This window comes from Flavobacterium chuncheonense (assembly GCF_042686145.1).
Classification (GTDB): Bacteria; Bacteroidota; Bacteroidia; order Flavobacteriales; family Flavobacteriaceae; genus Flavobacterium; species Flavobacterium chuncheonense.
Genome location: NZ_JBHUPC010000010.1, coordinates 317,565 through 335,121, shown reverse-complemented (window position 1 = coordinate 335,121; position 17,557 = coordinate 317,565). Strand labels below are relative to the sequence as shown.

The following is a 17,557-nucleotide window of genomic DNA, read 5'->3' as shown; positions in this document are numbered from 1 at the left end:
TTTTGCTATATCAATTAAGCATAATTTATTCTTAAATCTTTTAGAATTACAGTAATATTCATTAAATTCGCAAAGTTCATTAAAAAAAAATTCTAAAAAATAGATTTACAAATATGTCAAAAACTGCAGTATTAGAGCTTGATGGCAACAAATATGAGTTTCCTGTAATTGTAGGAACAGAAAATGAAGTTGCTATCGATATAGAAAAGTTGCGTGGAGCAACAGGTGCTATCACAATTGATCCAGGATATAAAAATACAGGTTCTTGTAAAAGTGCAATTACTTTCTTAGATGGTGAAGAAGGAATTTTACGATACAGAGGATATGCTATTGAAGATTTAGCGGATAAAGCAAACTTTCTAGAGGTTTCTTACTTGTTAGTTTTTGGAGAGTTACCAACAAGTGCTCAACTTGAAAAATTTGAAAACGATATTAGAAAATATACGCTTGTAAATGAAGAAATGAAAACCATTTTAGAAGGTTTTCCTAGAACAGCACACCCTATGGGAGTGTTATCAGCGCTTACAAGTGCGTTAACAGCATTCAACCCAAAATCGGTTAATGTTGAAAACGAAAAAGAAATGTATGAGGCAGTTTGTAAAACAATGGGTAAATTCCTTGTTATTGCAACGTGGACATTCAGAAGAAGAATGGGGTATCCTTTGAACTATTATGATAATACGAAAGGATATGTGGACAACTTCATGCGTTTAATGTTTGAATTACCTACTGGACCTTATAAAATGGACAGTAAAGTAGTGGCTGCTTTAGATAAATTGTTCATTTTACACGCAGATCACGAACAAAACTGTTCTACTTCTACAGTTCGTATCGTAGGTTCTTCTCATGCAGGTTTATTTGCATCAATTTCTGCAGGTGTTTCTGCACTTTGGGGGCCATTACATGGAGGTGCAAATCAAGCGGTATTAGAAATGCTTCAGGAAATCCACGATAATGGTGGTGATGTTGCGAAGTTCGTATTGAAAGCAAAAGATAAAGATGATCCATTCCGTTTAATGGGATTCGGTCACCGTGTGTATAAAAACTTTGATCCAAGAGCTACAATTATTAAGAAAGCGGCAGACGATGTATTAACAGCTTTAGGTGTTGATGATCCGTTATTGGATATTGCAAAACAATTGGAAAAAGTAGCTTTAGAAGACGAATATTTCAAAGCAAGAAATTTATATCCAAATGTAGATTTCTATTCAGGAATCATTTACCGTGCTATGGGTATTCCAGTTGAAATGTTTACAGTGTTGTTTGCAATTGGTCGTTTACCAGGTTGGATTGCACAATGGAAAGAAATGCGTACAAGCAAAGAACCAATCGGACGTCCACGTCAAGTGTATACAGGTTCTCCTTCAAGAGCATTCAAAAACATACAAGACAGATAAAATATTGAATAAAAGAATCCTGAGCAATCAGGATTTTTTTATATAAGAGAAATTTTTTTCTATTCAGGGCTTTGTTATCTTTGTTGCACAACTGGCAAAAGATAGACCTAATAAAAGCCAAAACTATGTTACAATTAAATGTAAAAAATGAAAGCGCTCGGTTAAGAGCGGTAGTGCTTGGAACTGCTGAGAGTAATGGGCCAACACCAACAATCGAGGAGGCATACGATCCCAAATCGCTAGAACATATTAAAGCGGGTACCTATCCAGTAGAGGCGGATATGGTAAAAGAGATGGAAGCTTTTAATCAAGTTTTTCAAAAATATAATGTTACGGTATTTCGTCCACAAGTAATTGAAAATTACAATCAAATTTTTGCCCGCGATATTGGATTTGTTATAGATGATATTTTTATAAAAGCAAATATATTGCCGGATCGCGAAAGAGAATTAGAGGCTATTCAGTATGTAATTGATCAAATAGATCCTAAAAAAGTAGTACGTCCACCAGAAGAAGTACATGTCGAAGGTGGAGATGTTATGGTATGGAACGATCATCTTTTTATTGGGACGTATAAAGGTTCAGATTATAAAGATTACATCACAGCACGTACCAATATGGAAGGGGTAAATTATTTGAAAGCACTTTTTCCAAACAAAATTGTAAAAGAGTTTGATTTGGTAAAATCAAAAATAGAACCACGTGATAATGCGTTGCATTTAGATTGTTGTTTCCAACCAGTAGGCGATAATTTAGGAATTATTTACAAGAGTGGTTTCAGAGAAGAGTCAGATTATATGTATTTGGTAAACTTATTCGGAATGGAGAATTTGTTCCACATTGAAAGAGAGGAAATGTACCATATGAATTCGAATATTTTCTCAATCGCGCCAGATGTTGTCGTTTCAGAACGTAACTTTACACGTTTAAACAATTGGTTGCGTAGTAAAGGAATTACCGTAGAGGAAATACCATATGCAGAAATTGCAAAACAAGAAGGTTTATTACGATGTTCAACATTACCACTAATAAGAGATTAAGATGAGTCAGACTACTAATACAATTTTAATGATTCGTCCTGTGGCTTTCCGCATGAACGAACAAACGGCTGTAAACAACTACTATCAAAAAGTGTTAGATGGTTTATTACCAGCAACGGTAAATGCAAAAGCACAAGAAGAGTTCGATGCCTATGTAGCAAAACTTCGTGCTGTTGGAGTGAATGTGATTGTAGTGGAAGATACGGTAAACCCTGATACCCCAGATAGTATTTTTCCAAACAATTGGGTGTCTTTTCACGAAACTGGGGATGTTGCATTGTATCCTATGTTTGCAGAAAATCGTCGTTTAGAACGTAGAGAAGATGTTTTGGATATCTTGGAGGATCAAGGTTTTCAAATCAATGATATTATGGATTATACATCTGCCGAAGAAGATAATATTTTTTTAGAAGGTACGGGAAGTATAATATTGGATAGAGAAAACGAAAAAGCATATTGTGCGTTATCGCCACGTGCTGACGAAGAGCTATTTATCGAGTTTTGTGAGGATTTTGAGTATTCACCAGTAATTTTTGAAGCATTTCAAACAGTTGATGGAGAGCGTAAACACATTTATCATACCAATGTGATGATGTGTATTGCAGAAACATTTGCGGTTATCTGTGCCGATTGTATTGACGACAAAGCAGAACGTAAAATGGTGTTGTCGAGCTTGAAAGAAAGTGGTAAAGATGTTATCTTGATCACAGAAGAGCAAGTAAACAATTTTGCAGGTAACATGCTACAAGTACGTGGAGTAAATGATGAATTATTTTTGATAATGAGTAATGCGGCCTACCAAAGTTTAACCCAATCGCAAATTGATAAAATTGAAAAACACTGTAAAATCATTCACGCAAGTTTAGATACCATTGAAGCTTGTGGTGGTGGAAGTGCACGTTGTATGATGGCAGAAGTGTTTTTACCAAAAGCAGAATAAAGATGTTAACCAGAAAGACGAAATACGGATTAAAAGCATTGATTTATATTGCCAAGCAAGCTAAATCAATGCCCGTATTGATTTCTGAGATTGCGGAACACGAGAATATTTCCAAAAAATTTTTAGAGGCTATTCTGTTAGATTTAAAAAAGAATGGAATTGTAGGTTCCAGAATGGGAAAAGGCGGAGGCTACTATTTGTTGAAAGATCCGAAGGAAATTAAAATGGCAACGATCATCCGTATCTTAGACGGACCTATTGCTTTGTTGCCTTGTGTAAGCTTAAATTTTTATGAAAAATGCGACGATTGTCCTAGTGAAGAAACCTGTTCTCTTAATAAAATTATGATCCAAGTTCGCGATAATGCATTGGCAATTTTGGAACATAAATCCTTATTCGATTTATCGCAGTAAAAAAATTTATTTCAATAATCTACTAAGTCTATGGATTAATTGTATATTTGAAAAAAATTAAAAATCAAAATGATTTTAGAGAGTATACTATCAAAGAAACAGGCATCTTGGGGAAAAGAAGTGAAAATTTCGGTTTTTAAAACCTTGACATGGAGATTGCTAGGAACCTTAGATACTATGGCAATTTCCTATTGGATGACGGGCAGTTTTACTGTTGCATTTTCCATAGGAGGATTTGAGGTTTTTACAAAAATGATATTGTATTTTATTCACGAAAGAATTTGGGCAAGATGGACGAAATAATAAAGAAATTAAGCGATTACAATGCGCGTTTGGCAGATGTCAGCGTAACGGATGGTATTAAGATTGTGTTACAAGATTTTTCAGGTATAAAAAAATGTTCCACTTCCTTCGGGATTGAAGATCAAGTATTGACGCACATATTGTACCCACATGCAGCGGAAGTTTCGTTTTTTACTTTGGATACAGGAAGACAATTCAACGAGACTTATGAAGTGTTTCAAAAAACGCAAGACAAATACCCAGCAATAGATTTCAAAGTGTATTATCCGCAAGAACAAGACGTTCGCAATTATGCAACGACTGACGGAATAAATGGTTTTTACAACAGTATGGAAAGTCGTATAAAGTGTTGTCATGTTCGAAAAGTAGTGCCATTACAAACGGCTTTACAAGGAACCGCGATTTGGATTACGGGTTTACGTGCCGAACAATCTAATAATAGAGAAACCATGCAGTTTTTGGAATGGGACGATACCAATAAGGTAATCAAGTTCAATCCATTGCTAGAAATGACTTTAGTAGAATTGGAAGAGTTAGTAGCGCAACACAATATTCCCATTAACAGCCTGTATAAAAAAGGCTATCTCAGTATCGGTTGTGCACCATGTACACGTGCAATTGCTGAAGGCGAAGATTTCAGAGCAGGCCGATGGTGGTGGGAATCGAGTAAAAAAGAATGCGGCTTGCATGGGCAAGCCAATCGAAATAATTAATTTTTAAAACAAGTATAATGCGTAATCATTTAGAAGAATTAGAAAACGAGAGCATTTATATTTTGAGAGAAATTGCCGCACAATTTCAAAAACCGGTTTTATTGTTTTCAGGTGGTAAGGATTCCATTACGGTAGCCCGATTGGCACAAAAAGCCTTCTATCCGGCTAAAATACCATTCCCTTTTTTGCATATTGATACCGGACATAATTTTCCAGAAACCATTGATTTTAGAGATAAATTGGTAAATGAACTGGGGGTGGATTTAATTGTGCGCTATGTGCAAACCAGTATCGATGAAAATAAAGTGCAGGAAGAATCGGGTAAATACGCCAGTAGAAATGCATTGCAAACCGTTACACTATTGGATGCAATTGAAGAATTCGGTTTTGACGCTTGTATCGGAGGGGCGCGCAGAGATGAAGAGAAGTCAAGAGCCAAAGAGCGAATTTTCTCGGTAAGAGACGATTTTGGACAGTGGGATGCCAAAAAGCAACGTCCCGAAATGTTTACGATTTTAAATGGGAAAATCAACTTTGGTGAAAACGTAAGGGCTTTTCCAATAAGCAATTGGACAGAGGAGGATGTGTGGAGCTATATCCAACAGGAAAATTTAGAATTGCCATCCATCTATTTTGCACACCACCGTAAATTGGTAAAACGTGATGGAGCCATTTTAGCCTTTTCAGAATATTTAAATATTGTGGATACAGATGAATTGGTTACTGGGCAAGTACGTTTTCGTACAGTGGGAGACATGACCTGTACGGCAGCCATGTATTCGGAAGCGACAACTGTAGCAGCAATTCAAAATGAAAACAAAGCATCCAAATCTTCAGAACGTGGAGCAAGGATAGACGATAAACGATCAGAAGCAGCATTGGAACAACGAAAAAAAGGAGGGTACTTTTAAAAATGGAGTTACTAAAAATAAATACAGCAGGAAGTGTAGATGATGGGAAAAGCACATTAATAGGTCGTTTGTTATACGACAGCAACGCTTTAACCATAGAACAAGAAGAATTAGTAAGACGCAAAACCCAAGAAAAAGGATTGGAAGATCTTGATTTTTCGGTGGTAACGGATGGTTTAATAGCCGAACGCGAACAAGGAATTACCATCGATGTCGCGCATATTTATTTCGCTACAAATACCAGAAAGTTTATCATTGCCGATAGTCCAGGTCATGTGGAATACACGCGGAATATGGTAACAGGAGCTTCCAATAGTGAGGTGTCTATTATTTTAATTGATGCCAGAAAAGGATTGTTGGAACAAACCCACCGACACTATTTTATCAGCCGCTTATTGCGATTACCGGGTATTATATTTTGCATCAATAAAATGGATAAGGTAGACTATAGTGAAGAGGTGTATTGGCAAATAACCGCTGACATCAACAAAATGATACAGCAATGGGAGTATTTGGAACAAGACATTGCAATTATACCGATTAGTGCCTTAAAAGGGGATAATGTAGTGCAGCCATCATCAAATATGAATTGGTATCCGGGTGGTACCGTTTCCGAAAAGTTACACGAGTTTCAGAAGAAACCCTACCAGATGGAAGAGTTTCGAATGGATGTCCAACAAGTATACCATGTCCAAAATGAGGAATTTGTAGATTACCGTGCTTATGCCGGACGAATTGCCTCTGGTGCAATAGCGGTAGGTGATACAATTACCGTTTTGCCGTCAGGGAAAAAATCAGTAGTAAAAGCAATTCGAAAGTTTGACCAACTATTGGAGAAAGCCACCAAAGGAGAATCCATTCAATTGCTCTTAAACGATGAAATTGATATTTGCAGAGGCAACATGTTCGTAAAAGAGGAAAAGGAAGGCTTGTTTGCAAAAGAGTTAACAGCACAAATCGTGTGGCTGGATGAAAAACCATTACAGCAACAGTTAAAATACTACATACAATCAGGAGCACGAGTAGAATTTTGTAAAGTAGAAAATATTGGGAACACCATTGCGCCTGAAACGGCTATATCAAACGAAGCGGTCACAGCGGTGCAATTGAATGATATAGCAACGATCAGTTTGAAATTGGCAAAACCACTTTTTCTAGATAAACATGCAAACAATAAAAATAACGGATCCTTTATTATGATTGATCCGAAAACCAACAATACAGTAGCAGTGGGTTTTCTAAGTTAAAAAAAATCCCAAACCTAAGGTTTGGGATTTTTTTATACGATTTTGAAAATATTGACCAGTGCACTCGTGATGTATTGTATACCGATGGCAATTACAATAAAACCAATGATACGCGATATGGCAACAATACCAGAAGCACCTAAAATACGGGATAAATAATGAGCGCTTTTTAAAATGATAAAGATGACCAAAGCCACACTAAAAATAGCAATACAAGTAATGATTTTTTGCGAAATACTAGTGTGTTCTTGATACAAGGCAATCAATAACGACATAGAGCCGGGTCCCGCAAGCATGGGGATGGCTAATGGGCTTAAAGCAATATCGTTGCGCTGACGGGCATCTTTGGTGACTTTTTTATTAACACCTCTTTTTTTGCTGAAGTTTCCTGTTAACAGGGCAAAACCAGAACTTACAATTACAATTCCTCCCGCAATACGCAAAGCATCAATACTGATGCCAAAAAAAGCCAATACATACTCTCCAATGAAATAGGAAATAACCAGAATGATAAATACATTAAGGGCAGTCCATAAGGAAATTCGAGAACGCTCTTGTTTGGTGTCGTCTTGGGTAAGTCCCACAAAAATAGGAATAGCACCTAAAGGGTTCAGTACCGAAAATAACGCGGCGAATACATAAATAAATAATTCCATAAGTTTTTTTGCAAAGGTAAACCCGCAAAGGGTTAAGGTGTTTTAAAATATTGTTATTTCAAAGTTATGATTAATATTTAAATTTAATTAAATTTATGAAAAAATAGTCGTCATGAAAACCTTAGTTATTGGAGCCACCACAAACAAAGAACGCTATGCGTACAAAGCCATTTCAAATTTAATTGGGAAAAGCCATCAAGTGGTAGCAATAGGGAAGGAACCGGGTATGGCGATGGACATCAAGATTGAAACAGAAAAACTACCTTTTCATGGAGTAGATACCGTAACACTATACATCAATCCGAGGCATCAAGTGGAATATTATGATTATATCATAAGCTTAAAACCCCGACGTGTAATCTTTAATCCGGGTACCGAAAATCCAGAGTTTTATGCGTTATTGTCGGCTAATAATATCCAATATGAGGTTTCGTGTACCTTAGTCTTGTTGGCGACGAATCAATATTAATCCAATAAAAGTCAGCAAACCGTTCAAAAGCAACAATTCGAAACCAAACTGGTAGTAATGCGCTTGCGCGTATTGTGTGGCACATTCCCACTTACTGTTAGTACAATCAGTAAAAGGAAGCGTGTAATACGCATACAGTGTGGAGGAAATACTGATGAGATAAGTCAAAATAGGAGCCAAAATGGCTACTACGGGAACAAAAACATCTTTAACCTTCCATTGGGTGAACAAACCAAAACTGTACAAGCCAAGTAGCGGTCCATACGTATACCCAGCAAAAGTGAACAGTTTTGAAATAACACTCGCGTCTTGTATCAAATATTTAAAAGTGATAATCACCAATACTAAAATAAGCGAAATCAAAACATGAATTTGTTTACGAACTTTTACTTGTGTAACAGCGTCGTATTTTTTCTCAATATCCAAGATGTCAATACTGAACGAAGTAGTCAACGAAGTCAATGCACTATCAGCGCTACTATAGGCAGCAGCAATCAAACCAAGTAGGAAGAAAATAAAAACACCAGTACCCAAATAATCTTTAGCCAAAACGGGGAACAAATCATCGCGGTGCGCGTCAATGCCATATTGTTGGGCATAAGCTGTTAACAAAAGACCCAAGACCAAAAAAATCAAATTGACAATGGTTAAAACAATGGTAAACCAAAACATGTTTTTCTGTGCATCCTTCAACGTTTTACACGTCAAGTTTTTTTGCATCATGTCTTGATCAAGCCCCGTCATCACAATGGCAATAAAGGCACCGGAAATAAACTGTTTCCAGAAGTAGTGATTCGATTTAATATCATCAAAAAAGAAAGTTTTAGAAAGGGAACTTTCCGATACATAGCGAATAAGGGAGCCACTGTCTAATGCCAAAGCATCGTAAACGGAATAAAGCGTTACCCCAAGTGCAATAAGCATAAACAGCGTTTGCAAAGTGTCCGTCCAGACTATAGCTTGAATCCCCGATTTAAAAGTGTACAGCCAAATCAGTAAAATGGTAATGGTCACCGTTTGCCAAAAAGCGATTCCTAGTGCGTCAAATAATACAATTTGCAAGACATTGGCCACCAAAAACAAACGAAAACTAGCTCCCACTATGCGGGAAAGCAAAAAGAAAGAAGCGCCTGTTTTATAAGAAAAGCGACCAAAACGACCCTCTAAATACGTATAAATAGAAGTCAGGTTCAAGCGGTAATAGAGAGGAAGTAATACGGTAGCAATAACAAAGTACCCCACTATATAACCCAAAACGACTTGCATATAGCTAAACTGAGAATGTTCAACCCATCCCGGAACTGATATAAAAGTCACCCCAGATAGTGATGCTCCAATCATTCCAAAGGCTACCAAGTACCATGGCGATTGTTTGTTACCTTTAAAAAAAGAATCATTGTTGCTACTAGATCGTCTTCCGATAAAATACGAAAACAAAACAAGAATTGAAAAATAACCGAGAATTAAAAGTATAATGGAAAAGGGTTGCATAACGACTGATTTGCAACAAAGATAAAAGAATAAATATATTTTTTGGTAGTGCATATTTTGTATTTTTGTAAGCATGGAATTACCGTCTAAATTATTGGAAAACGCTGTAAATGAAATTGCGCAGTTACCGGGTATTGGAAAGCGTACAGCCCTGCGTTTGGCGTTACATTTGTTAAAGCAACCTAATACACAAACGGAAACTTTGGTAACATCCTTAGCCAAGTTGCGTTCAGAAATACAGTACTGCAGCAATTGTCACAACATTGCGGATGCAACACGTTGCGAAATTTGTAACAATACAACAAGAGAAGCATCAGTAATTTGCGTGGTAGAAGATGTACGCGATGTAATGGCAATCGAAAATACAGGTTTGTTCAAAGGACACTATCATGTATTAGGCGGTAAAATTAATCCTATGGAAGGAGTAGGACCGAGCCAATTGAATATAAATACTTTAGTAGAAAAAGTAAAGTCGGGGGCGGTCACGGAAATCATTTTTGCACTCAGTTCTACCATGGAAGGCGATACCACTAATTTTTACATTTACAAGCAAATTCAAGAATGCAATATTATCACGTCAACCATTGCCAGAGGAATTGCTATTGGAGACGAATTGGAATATGCCGATGAGGTAACCTTAGGCCGAAGTTTAATACATCGAATCCCTTTTGAAAAAGCAATCAAACAAGTTTAGGGCTTTTTTAGTGTAGAGTTTCAAAAATTGAAGGGGAAAAACTATATTTGTTTCCTAAACAGATGAAAATGAAGAAATTTTTTTTCGTATACCTTATCATTTCCCTTTTATCGGTTTCCTGTATCCCAAATAAAGACCTGGTTTATTTGCAAAAAGGAAACGAAAAAATGAATTCCATAGAAATCAATCCTTCCAATACGAAACCCTATCGTGTACAAACCAATGATGTGTTAAGTATAACCATCAAAGCATTGGATCAGAAATTGGTCGATATTTTTACGCCTTCTACAACTGGAAATCAAAATCAAAATTCGGCACAGAGTTTATATTTTAACGGATTCACGGTAGACGATCATGGAAATATCAGAATTCCGGTTCTAGGGGAGTTAAACGTTTTAGGCTATACCACAGAGGAAATTCGCACCACCATAGAAAAAAGATTATTAGACGAATATTTCAATACGCAAGCCCGTTTGTTTGTCAATGTTAAAATGGCAGGCTTAAGCTATACGATTAATGGGGAAATTGGAAGTACAGGCACACAAGTAATTTTCAAAGACCGAGCAAACATTATGGAGGCTATTGCCAATTCCGGAGATATTACCTTTACAGGAGATCGTAAAAATGTGCAAGTAATACGCAAAGTGCCACATGGTTTTGAAACCTACTATTTAGACCTAACGGATGCTGACGCGGTGAATTCACCAGCCTTCTACCTGCAACCAAACGATTATATTTACATTAAGCCGCTACGTCAAAAGTCTTGGGGTACCGGTACTACCGTTATGCAAAGTGTAGGGACTATCATGACGGCTTTGTCATTAATTACCACAACCATTTTACTAACCCGAAACTTGTAACCTCATGTTAGACGCAAAAGATTTTAACTTTTTAGAAAGTCAGTCAAGTTTCGATTTTAAAGGGTTTTTACTAAAATTACTAGCCAATTGGAAGTGGTTTGTGCTGTGTTGCATCATCACCTTTACCATCGCCTATAATGTAAACATCCGAAAAGAAAAGGTATACGGGATGGAATCTTTTATTGTGGTAAAAGACGAAAACAATCCTTTCTTTACCTCAAACACCAGTTTAGTGTTCAACTGGGGAGGCGTGTCCGATAAAGTGCAAACGGTCATCACCACTTTAAAATCACGTTCACACAATGAGGTGGTGGTGGATAAGTTGGAATATTACATCAGCTATCTCAAACAGGGAAAGTACAATTATGAAGATGTATACGGTACGGCACCTTTTTATTTGAAAATAGACAAAAACAAAGGGCAACTTTTAGGTGGACTGATAAAAATTAAATTTGTATCGGATAAGGAGTACGAGTTAAGCGTTGATTTTAGAGAAAGTCCTACACGAACTTTAGTACACTATGTCGATAATTCCAGAAGTCAAATCGATATGGGGGAAACGCTTTTCGTGAAAAAGTACGGTATTGACCAAGAAATACAGTTGCCGTTCTTTCACGGGCGCTTGCATTTGAAACCCGATGCAACAAATTATGCCAACCAAGAATACTACATCCGATTTGAAGATTTTAACGGTACTGTAGCGCGTTACAAAGGTGTAGATGTTGCGGCAGATATGAAAGCGGCTTCGGTTGTGGTTTTAAGTTTAAATGGAACAAACAAGCATCGTTTAGTAGAGTTTTTGAACACAACTGTTGAGGTGTTGCGTAAAAATCAATTGGATAGTAAAAATTTATTTGCAACCAATACAATCAGTTTTATTGATAGTACATTGTTAGAAATGGAAACCCAATTGAAGGCTGCTGAAGACGAATTAAAAGACTTTAGAAGGGGTAAAAATGTGTTCGAATTAAAAGGAAGTGGAGGACAACTGACGGAGAAATTGACAGATTATGACGCTCAGAAGGAGTCAATTGATCGCAAACTGAAATATCTGAATTATTTAAAGTCCTATTTAGACAAGAGTACTGATTTTTCAAAGTTACCGGCTCCTGCTGTTGCTGGAATTGATGATCCTAATATTTTAACCAATGTCTCGCGTTTAATTCAGTTATCGGGACAACGTGCAGAAATGGGATATGCGGTAAAGAGTAATAAACTTTTTACTGAATTTGATGTAGAAATGGAAGCGGTGAAAAAGGTCCTTTTGGAGAATATTGCAAGTGTCAAAACTGCTACTTTAATTGATTTGGAAATTGTAAACCGGAACATAAGGATCACTGAAGGAGAAGTAAGCGAGTTGCCAGAGTTGCAGCAAGAGCACCTTAAAATAACACGCAAATACGATTTAAAAGACAATATTTACAATACGTTTTTAAAAAAACGCAGTGAAGCTGAAATTGTAAAGGCAGCGAATATTTCCGACATCGAGTTCATCGATCCAGCAAAAGATGTGGGGGGAGGATTAAGAGGACCAAAGACAAGTGTTAATTATATTTTGGCAGCAATTTTAGGAATTGTAATTCCTTTTGTGATTATTTTCATCGGAACCTTATTGGACAACAATCTACATACGGTTGACGACATACAAAAGTTAACCAAAATCCCAATTATAGGAGTTGTAGGGAAGAAGAATACAGAGAGTAATTTATCAGTTTTTGAAAGGCCTAAAACGCCATTGGCAGAATCCTTCCGAGCAATACGGTCTTCCCTCCAGTTTTTGTACAAAAAGCAAAAAAACACTGGTGCAAAAATTGTAATGTTGACCTCTTCAGTAAGTGGAGAAGGAAAAACTTTTTGTTCAATTAATTTAGCAACTGTTTTTGCCCTTAGTGAAAAGAAAACCATCATTATTGGTTTGGATTTACGCAAACCGAGAATTTTTGGCGATTTCAACGTGGACAATGTAACGGGAGTGGTAAATTATTTAATTGGGCAAAAAAGCATTGAAGAAGTAATACAGTCCACACATATCCCGTATTTGGATTTAATTTCCTCAGGGCCCATTCCGCCCAATCCATCAGAATTATTAATGGGAGAGGCCATAAAAGAGATGATGGACGAGTTGAAATTACGATACGATTACATCATTTTAGACACACCACCAGTTGGATTAGTGGCAGATGCATTAGAACTGGCACAATTTTGTGATGCAACCTTGTATGTAACACGTCAAGGATTCACCAAAAAAGGAATGCTAAGTGTAGTAAATGAAAAGCACAAACGCGGGGAACTACACAACATTAGTATCGTGTTAAACGGATTCCAAAACAAAGCGAAATACGGCTATGGTTACGGCTACGGCTACGGTTATGAAGAAGCGTATCTAGAAGATCAACAACAAACCAAAAGATGGGAAAAAATCATGAGGAAATGGAGAAAAAAGTAAAAATTTTGATTACTGGAGGGGCTGGTTTCATTGGATCCAATTTATGTGACTATTTTTTAGAAAAGGGGTATGCAGTTACTTGTTTGGATAATTTTGCAACGGGACATAGGCATAATATAGAGCACTTGTTGCAAAATGAAAATTTTGAATTGATTGAGGGAGATATCAGAAATCTTGAAGATTGTAAAAAGGCAGCAGAAGGGGTTACTTATGTTTTGCATCAAGCAGCTTTAGGTTCCGTACCACGCTCAATTGAGGATCCAGTCACATCAAATGAGGTGAATATATCAGGTTTTTTAAATATGTTGGTAGCAGCTCGTGATGCAGGGATTAAAAGATTCGTATATGCAGCGAGTTCGTCAACTTATGGAGATTCTGAAAATTTACCTAAAGTGGAGAAAATAATTGGAAAACCATTATCACCATATGCAATTACTAAATATGTCAATGAATTGTATGCAGATATTTTTAGTAAAACATATGGTTTAGAGACAATTGGGTTGCGTTATTTTAATGTTTTTGGAAGAAGGCAAGATCCTAATGGAGCTTATGCTGCGGTGATTCCACTATTTGTAAAACAGTTGATGATGCATGAAAATCCTATTATTAATGGAGATGGAAGTCAGTCAAGGGATTTTACCTATATAGACAATGTGATTCAAATGAATGAATTAGCAATGTTAACTAATGATACCGAAGCCATTAATACTGTATACAATACAGCTTTTGGAGATAGAACTACTTTAAATGATTTAGTGAAAGAGTTAAAATTAAATTTAACTTTTTATGATCCAGAAATAAATGAAGTTAACGTAATTTATGGTCCTAGTCGGGTTGGGGATATTTCTCATTCATTAGCGGATATTTCAAAAGCAAAGCTATTGTTAGGTTATAATCCAAAATATTCATTGAAAGAGGGGTTGAGAGAAGCTATAAGTTGGTATTGGGAAAATTTAAAATAATTGTTTTAATGATTGGTTAAAACTAATTTAATATTGTTGATATAAAATGAAAATAAAAAAAATATGTTGCATTGGTGCAGGGTATGTAGGTGGGCCAACAATGGCAGTTATTGCACAAAAATGCCCAGACATAAAAGTGACGGTAGTGGATATGAATGCCAATCGCATTGCAGCCTGGAACGATGAAAATGTAGAAAATATTCCCATTTACGAACCAGGATTAAGTGACATAGTGGCCGAAGCAAGAGGACGTAATTTGTTTTTTTCTACCAACGTAGACCAAGCAATCGAAGAGGCGGATATGATTTTTATTTCAGTAAATACGCCAACGAAAACCTATGGGGTTGGAAAAGGGAAAGCGGCCGACCTAAAATACATCGAATTGTGTGCCCGTCAAATTGCACGCGTAGCAAAAACAGATAAGATTGTAGTGGAAAAATCAACGCTTCCAGTACGTACAGCAACTGCCATTAAAGATATTTTGGATCATACGGGTAATGGAGTTAAATTTCAAATTCTATCCAACCCGGAATTTTTAGCAGAAGGAACGGCGGTTCCAGACTTAGTAGCGCCAGATCGCGTTTTAATTGGTGGGGATACTACACCAGAAGGGAAAGAAGCTATTGCAAAATTAGTGGAAGTTTATGCCAATTGGGTACCACAAGAGCGCATTTTAACGACTAATGTCTGGTCGTCAGAATTGTCAAAATTGACCGCGAATGCTTTCTTAGCCCAACGCGTTTCATCGATCAATGCCATGAGCGAATTGTGCGAAAAAACAGGAGCAGATGTAAATGAAGTAGCCCGTGCTATCGGTATGGACACTCGCATCGGGTCTAAATTTTTAAAAGCATCAGTAGGTTTCGGGGGATCTTGCTTTCAAAAAGACATCTTAAATTTAGTATACATCGCACAATCGTATGGTTTAAAAGAAGTAGCGGATTATTGGGAGCAGGTCATCATCATGAACGACCATCAGAAACGACGTTTTGCCACCAATATCATCAAGACTTTATACAACACGGTTTCAGGTAAAAAAATTGCTTTCTTGGGTTGGGCCTTTAAAAAAGACACCAACGATACCCGAGAATCAGCGGCTATTTATGTGGCGGACGATTTATTGGCAGAACAAGCCAATATTGCGGTATACGATCCCAAAGTAAAAGCGAGCCAAATCCAGTTTGATTTAAAAGAATTAGGAAGCCGAACGGATGCAGAAAACGAAGTCCTAGTAACAGTGACCGATTCGGTTTACGATACGTGTAAGGAAGCACACGCCATTGCCATACTAACCGAATGGGATGAGTTCAAAACCTACGACTGGCAACGCATTTACGACAATATGCAAAAACCAGCCTTTGTATTCGACGGCCGTAACTTGTTAGACCGTGAAGCTCTGGAAAAAATCGGTTTTGTATACCAAGGTATTGGAAAGTAGAAAAAAATGTAAGTAAAATACAAAATGCAGAAAGTTTTTTTTGCTCTTCTTATCGTTGAAGTTTTAAAAATTAAGTTACTTGAAATGTTAATAAAGTAGAATCTTGTTTTCTATAGAAAATAAGATTCTACTTTATTGTTATTATACCGTTAGGGGACTTGTTTTTTAATAAAGAAAGGTTAGATTTGCAAATTGAAATTTACAGACTAGTAGCTATGGTTAACTAGTATAATTATTGATTTAAAAAATGTACACAAAAATTGCAATTATAGGTTTAGGATATGTAGGGTTGCCATTAGCAAGATTATTTGCAACTAAATATCCTGTAGTGGGTTTTGATATTAATCAAAATCGCATTAACGAGTTAAATGAAGGAATTGACAGTACTTTGGAAGTAAGTAATGAGGAATTAAGTGCTGTGTTAAAAAAGAAAAATTCAGGAGATGTAGGATTGTATAATTCTAAGAGTTTGGAGGATATTAAAGATTGTAATTATTATATAGTTACAGTACCAACTCCTGTAGATAAAAATAATCGTCCCGATTTAACCCCTCTTTATAGAGCAAGTGAAACTGTTGGGAAGGTTCTTAAAAAAGGTGATATTGTAATCTATGAATCTACTGTATATCCAGGTGTAACAGAGGAAGAATGTGTTCCTGTACTAGAAAAAATTTCGGGACTTAAGTTTAATGTAGATTTTTTTGGAGGATATTCACCTGAAAGAATTAATCCTGGGGATAAAGAGCATACTGTTGAAAAAATATTAAAGGTTACTGCAGGTTCTACTCCTGAAATAGGTTTGAAGGTTGATGACTTATACAAAAGTGTTATCACAGCGGGTACACATTTGGCGCCTAATATTAAGGTGGCGGAAGCTGCAAAGGTAATTGAGAATTCTCAAAGAGATATTAATATTGCTTTCGTGAACGAATTGGCTAAAATTTTTAATTTGTTAGACATTGATACCCATGCAGTTTTAGAAGCTGCAGGGACTAAATGGAACTTTTTACCTTTTAAGCCAGGTTTAGTAGGAGGGCATTGTATAGGTGTGGATCCATATTATTTGGCGCAAAAAGCACAAGAAAAAGGATATCATCCTGAAATTATTTTAGCAGGTCGACGCTTAAATGATTCAATGGGAGAATATGTAGCTTCTCAAGTTGTGAAATGTATGATTCGAAAAGGGATACAGATTAATGGTGCGCAATTATTAATGTTAGGAATCACTTTCAAAGAGAATTGTCCAGATGTAAGAAATACAAAAATTATTGATGTAATTTCAGCTTTAGAGGATTATGGTATAAATGTTGTAACTTATGATCCGTGGGCTTGTCCTAATGAGGTTAAACACGAATACCGTATTGAAACAGTTAAGGAGTTACCAAATAATAAATTTGATGCCATTGTATTAGGTGTGGCACATCAAGAGTTTAAACAAATTGATTTAAGTAATTTTAGAAAGGATCAGTCAGTTATTTTTGATGTAAAAGGGGTGATTGAAGGTGAAATTGATGGTAGGCTTTAAAAATTTTGATTAGAAACGAGCTCTCATTAAAGATATGATAATTTTAATTTGA

Annotated in this window: 17 protein-coding genes; 15 read left to right on the top strand and 2 right to left on the bottom strand. The window is 36.4% G+C overall.

Annotation, left to right across the window (positions count from 1 at the left end; all coding sequences use genetic code 11):
• The first annotated feature begins 113 nt into the window (after nucleotides 1-113).
• From ACFS5J_RS03435 to ACFS5J_RS03400, 8 genes are all read left to right on the top strand, one after another.
• Nucleotides 114-1,397 (top strand): citrate synthase, encoded by a 1,284-nt coding sequence (locus ACFS5J_RS03435; protein ID WP_379810601.1) that lies wholly within the window; start codon nucleotides 114-116, stop codon nucleotides 1,395-1,397.
• 125 nt (nucleotides 1,398-1,522) lie between these two features.
• Nucleotides 1,523-2,437, top strand: a complete 915-nt coding sequence (locus tag ACFS5J_RS03430; protein ID WP_379810600.1) for a dimethylarginine dimethylaminohydrolase family protein — start codon at nucleotides 1,523-1,525, stop codon at nucleotides 2,435-2,437.
• 1 nt (nucleotide 2,438) lies between these two features.
• The gene (gene ctlX / locus ACFS5J_RS03425) at nucleotides 2,439-3,377 is read left to right on the top strand and encodes a citrulline utilization hydrolase CtlX (RefSeq protein WP_379810598.1); all 939 of its coding nucleotides are present in this window, start codon (nucleotides 2,439-2,441) and stop codon (nucleotides 3,375-3,377) included.
• Nucleotides 3,378-3,379: 2 nt separating this feature from the next.
• Nucleotides 3,380-3,790 (top strand): RrF2 family transcriptional regulator, encoded by a 411-nt coding sequence (locus ACFS5J_RS03420; RefSeq protein ID WP_379810595.1) that lies wholly within the window; start codon nucleotides 3,380-3,382, stop codon nucleotides 3,788-3,790.
• Between the two features lie 69 nt (nucleotides 3,791-3,859).
• Entirely contained in the window at nucleotides 3,860-4,093 is a 234-nt protein-coding gene (locus ACFS5J_RS03415; protein ID WP_379810593.1) for a DUF2061 domain-containing protein, read from the top strand.
• Entirely contained in the window at nucleotides 4,081-4,806 is a 726-nt protein-coding gene (locus tag ACFS5J_RS03410) for a phosphoadenylyl-sulfate reductase (RefSeq protein ID WP_379810592.1), read from the top strand. The genes ACFS5J_RS03415 and ACFS5J_RS03410 overlap by 13 nt, the downstream gene beginning before the upstream one ends.
• Before the next feature lie 17 nt (nucleotides 4,807-4,823).
• Entirely contained in the window at nucleotides 4,824-5,717 is an 894-nt protein-coding gene (cysD, locus tag ACFS5J_RS03405) for a sulfate adenylyltransferase subunit CysD (protein WP_379810590.1), read from the top strand.
• Between the two features lie 2 nt (nucleotides 5,718-5,719).
• Complete coding sequence (locus ACFS5J_RS03400; protein ID WP_379810588.1) at nucleotides 5,720-6,964, top strand: sulfate adenylyltransferase subunit 1; 1,245 nt, start codon at nucleotides 5,720-5,722, stop codon at nucleotides 6,962-6,964.
• A 32-nt stretch (nucleotides 6,965-6,996) separates the two neighbouring features.
• Here ACFS5J_RS03400 and ACFS5J_RS03395 read toward each other — a convergent pair whose 3' ends face one another.
• Nucleotides 6,997-7,620, bottom strand: coding sequence for a MarC family protein (locus ACFS5J_RS03395; RefSeq protein ID WP_379810586.1), 624 nt, complete (start codon nucleotides 7,618-7,620; stop codon nucleotides 6,997-6,999).
• Between the two features lie 112 nt (nucleotides 7,621-7,732).
• Here ACFS5J_RS03395 and ACFS5J_RS03390 point away from each other — a divergent pair, with 112 nt between their 5' ends.
• Nucleotides 7,733-8,089 carry a CoA-binding protein gene (locus tag ACFS5J_RS03390; protein WP_379810585.1) on the top strand — a complete coding sequence of 119 codons (357 nt, stop codon included), beginning with the start codon at nucleotides 7,733-7,735 and terminating at the stop codon, nucleotides 8,087-8,089.
• Here the strand turns inward: ACFS5J_RS03390 and ACFS5J_RS03385 are convergent.
• On the bottom strand, nucleotides 8,060-9,580 hold the full coding sequence (locus ACFS5J_RS03385; RefSeq protein ID WP_379810584.1) for a sodium:solute symporter: 1,521 nt from the start codon (nucleotides 9,578-9,580) through the stop codon (nucleotides 8,060-8,062). The two genes, ACFS5J_RS03390 and ACFS5J_RS03385, sit on opposite strands and share 30 nt — an antisense overlap.
• 73 nt (nucleotides 9,581-9,653) lie before the next feature.
• Between ACFS5J_RS03385 and recR the strand changes: the two genes are divergently transcribed.
• From recR to ACFS5J_RS03355, 6 genes are all read left to right on the top strand, one after another.
• On the top strand, nucleotides 9,654-10,274 hold the full coding sequence (gene recR, locus ACFS5J_RS03380; protein ID WP_379810583.1) for a recombination mediator RecR: 621 nt from the start codon (nucleotides 9,654-9,656) through the stop codon (nucleotides 10,272-10,274).
• 68 nt (nucleotides 10,275-10,342) lie between these two features.
• Entirely contained in the window at nucleotides 10,343-11,134 is a 792-nt protein-coding gene (locus ACFS5J_RS03375) for a polysaccharide biosynthesis/export family protein (protein WP_379810582.1), read from the top strand.
• 4 nt (nucleotides 11,135-11,138) lie between these two features.
• Nucleotides 11,139-13,580, top strand: coding sequence for an exopolysaccharide transport family protein (locus tag ACFS5J_RS03370; RefSeq protein ID WP_379810581.1), 2,442 nt, complete (start codon nucleotides 11,139-11,141; stop codon nucleotides 13,578-13,580).
• Nucleotides 13,565-14,542, top strand: coding sequence for an SDR family oxidoreductase (locus ACFS5J_RS03365; RefSeq protein WP_379810580.1), 978 nt, complete (start codon nucleotides 13,565-13,567; stop codon nucleotides 14,540-14,542). The genes ACFS5J_RS03370 and ACFS5J_RS03365 overlap by 16 nt, the downstream gene beginning before the upstream one ends.
• A gap of 46 nt (nucleotides 14,543-14,588) precedes the next feature.
• Nucleotides 14,589-15,980, top strand: a complete 1,392-nt coding sequence (locus ACFS5J_RS03360) for a UDP-glucose 6-dehydrogenase (protein WP_379810579.1) — start codon at nucleotides 14,589-14,591, stop codon at nucleotides 15,978-15,980.
• 247 nt (nucleotides 15,981-16,227) lie between these two features.
• Entirely contained in the window at nucleotides 16,228-17,505 is a 1,278-nt protein-coding gene (locus ACFS5J_RS03355; RefSeq protein ID WP_379810578.1) for a nucleotide sugar dehydrogenase, read from the top strand.
• Nucleotides 17,506-17,557 lie beyond the last annotated feature (52 nt).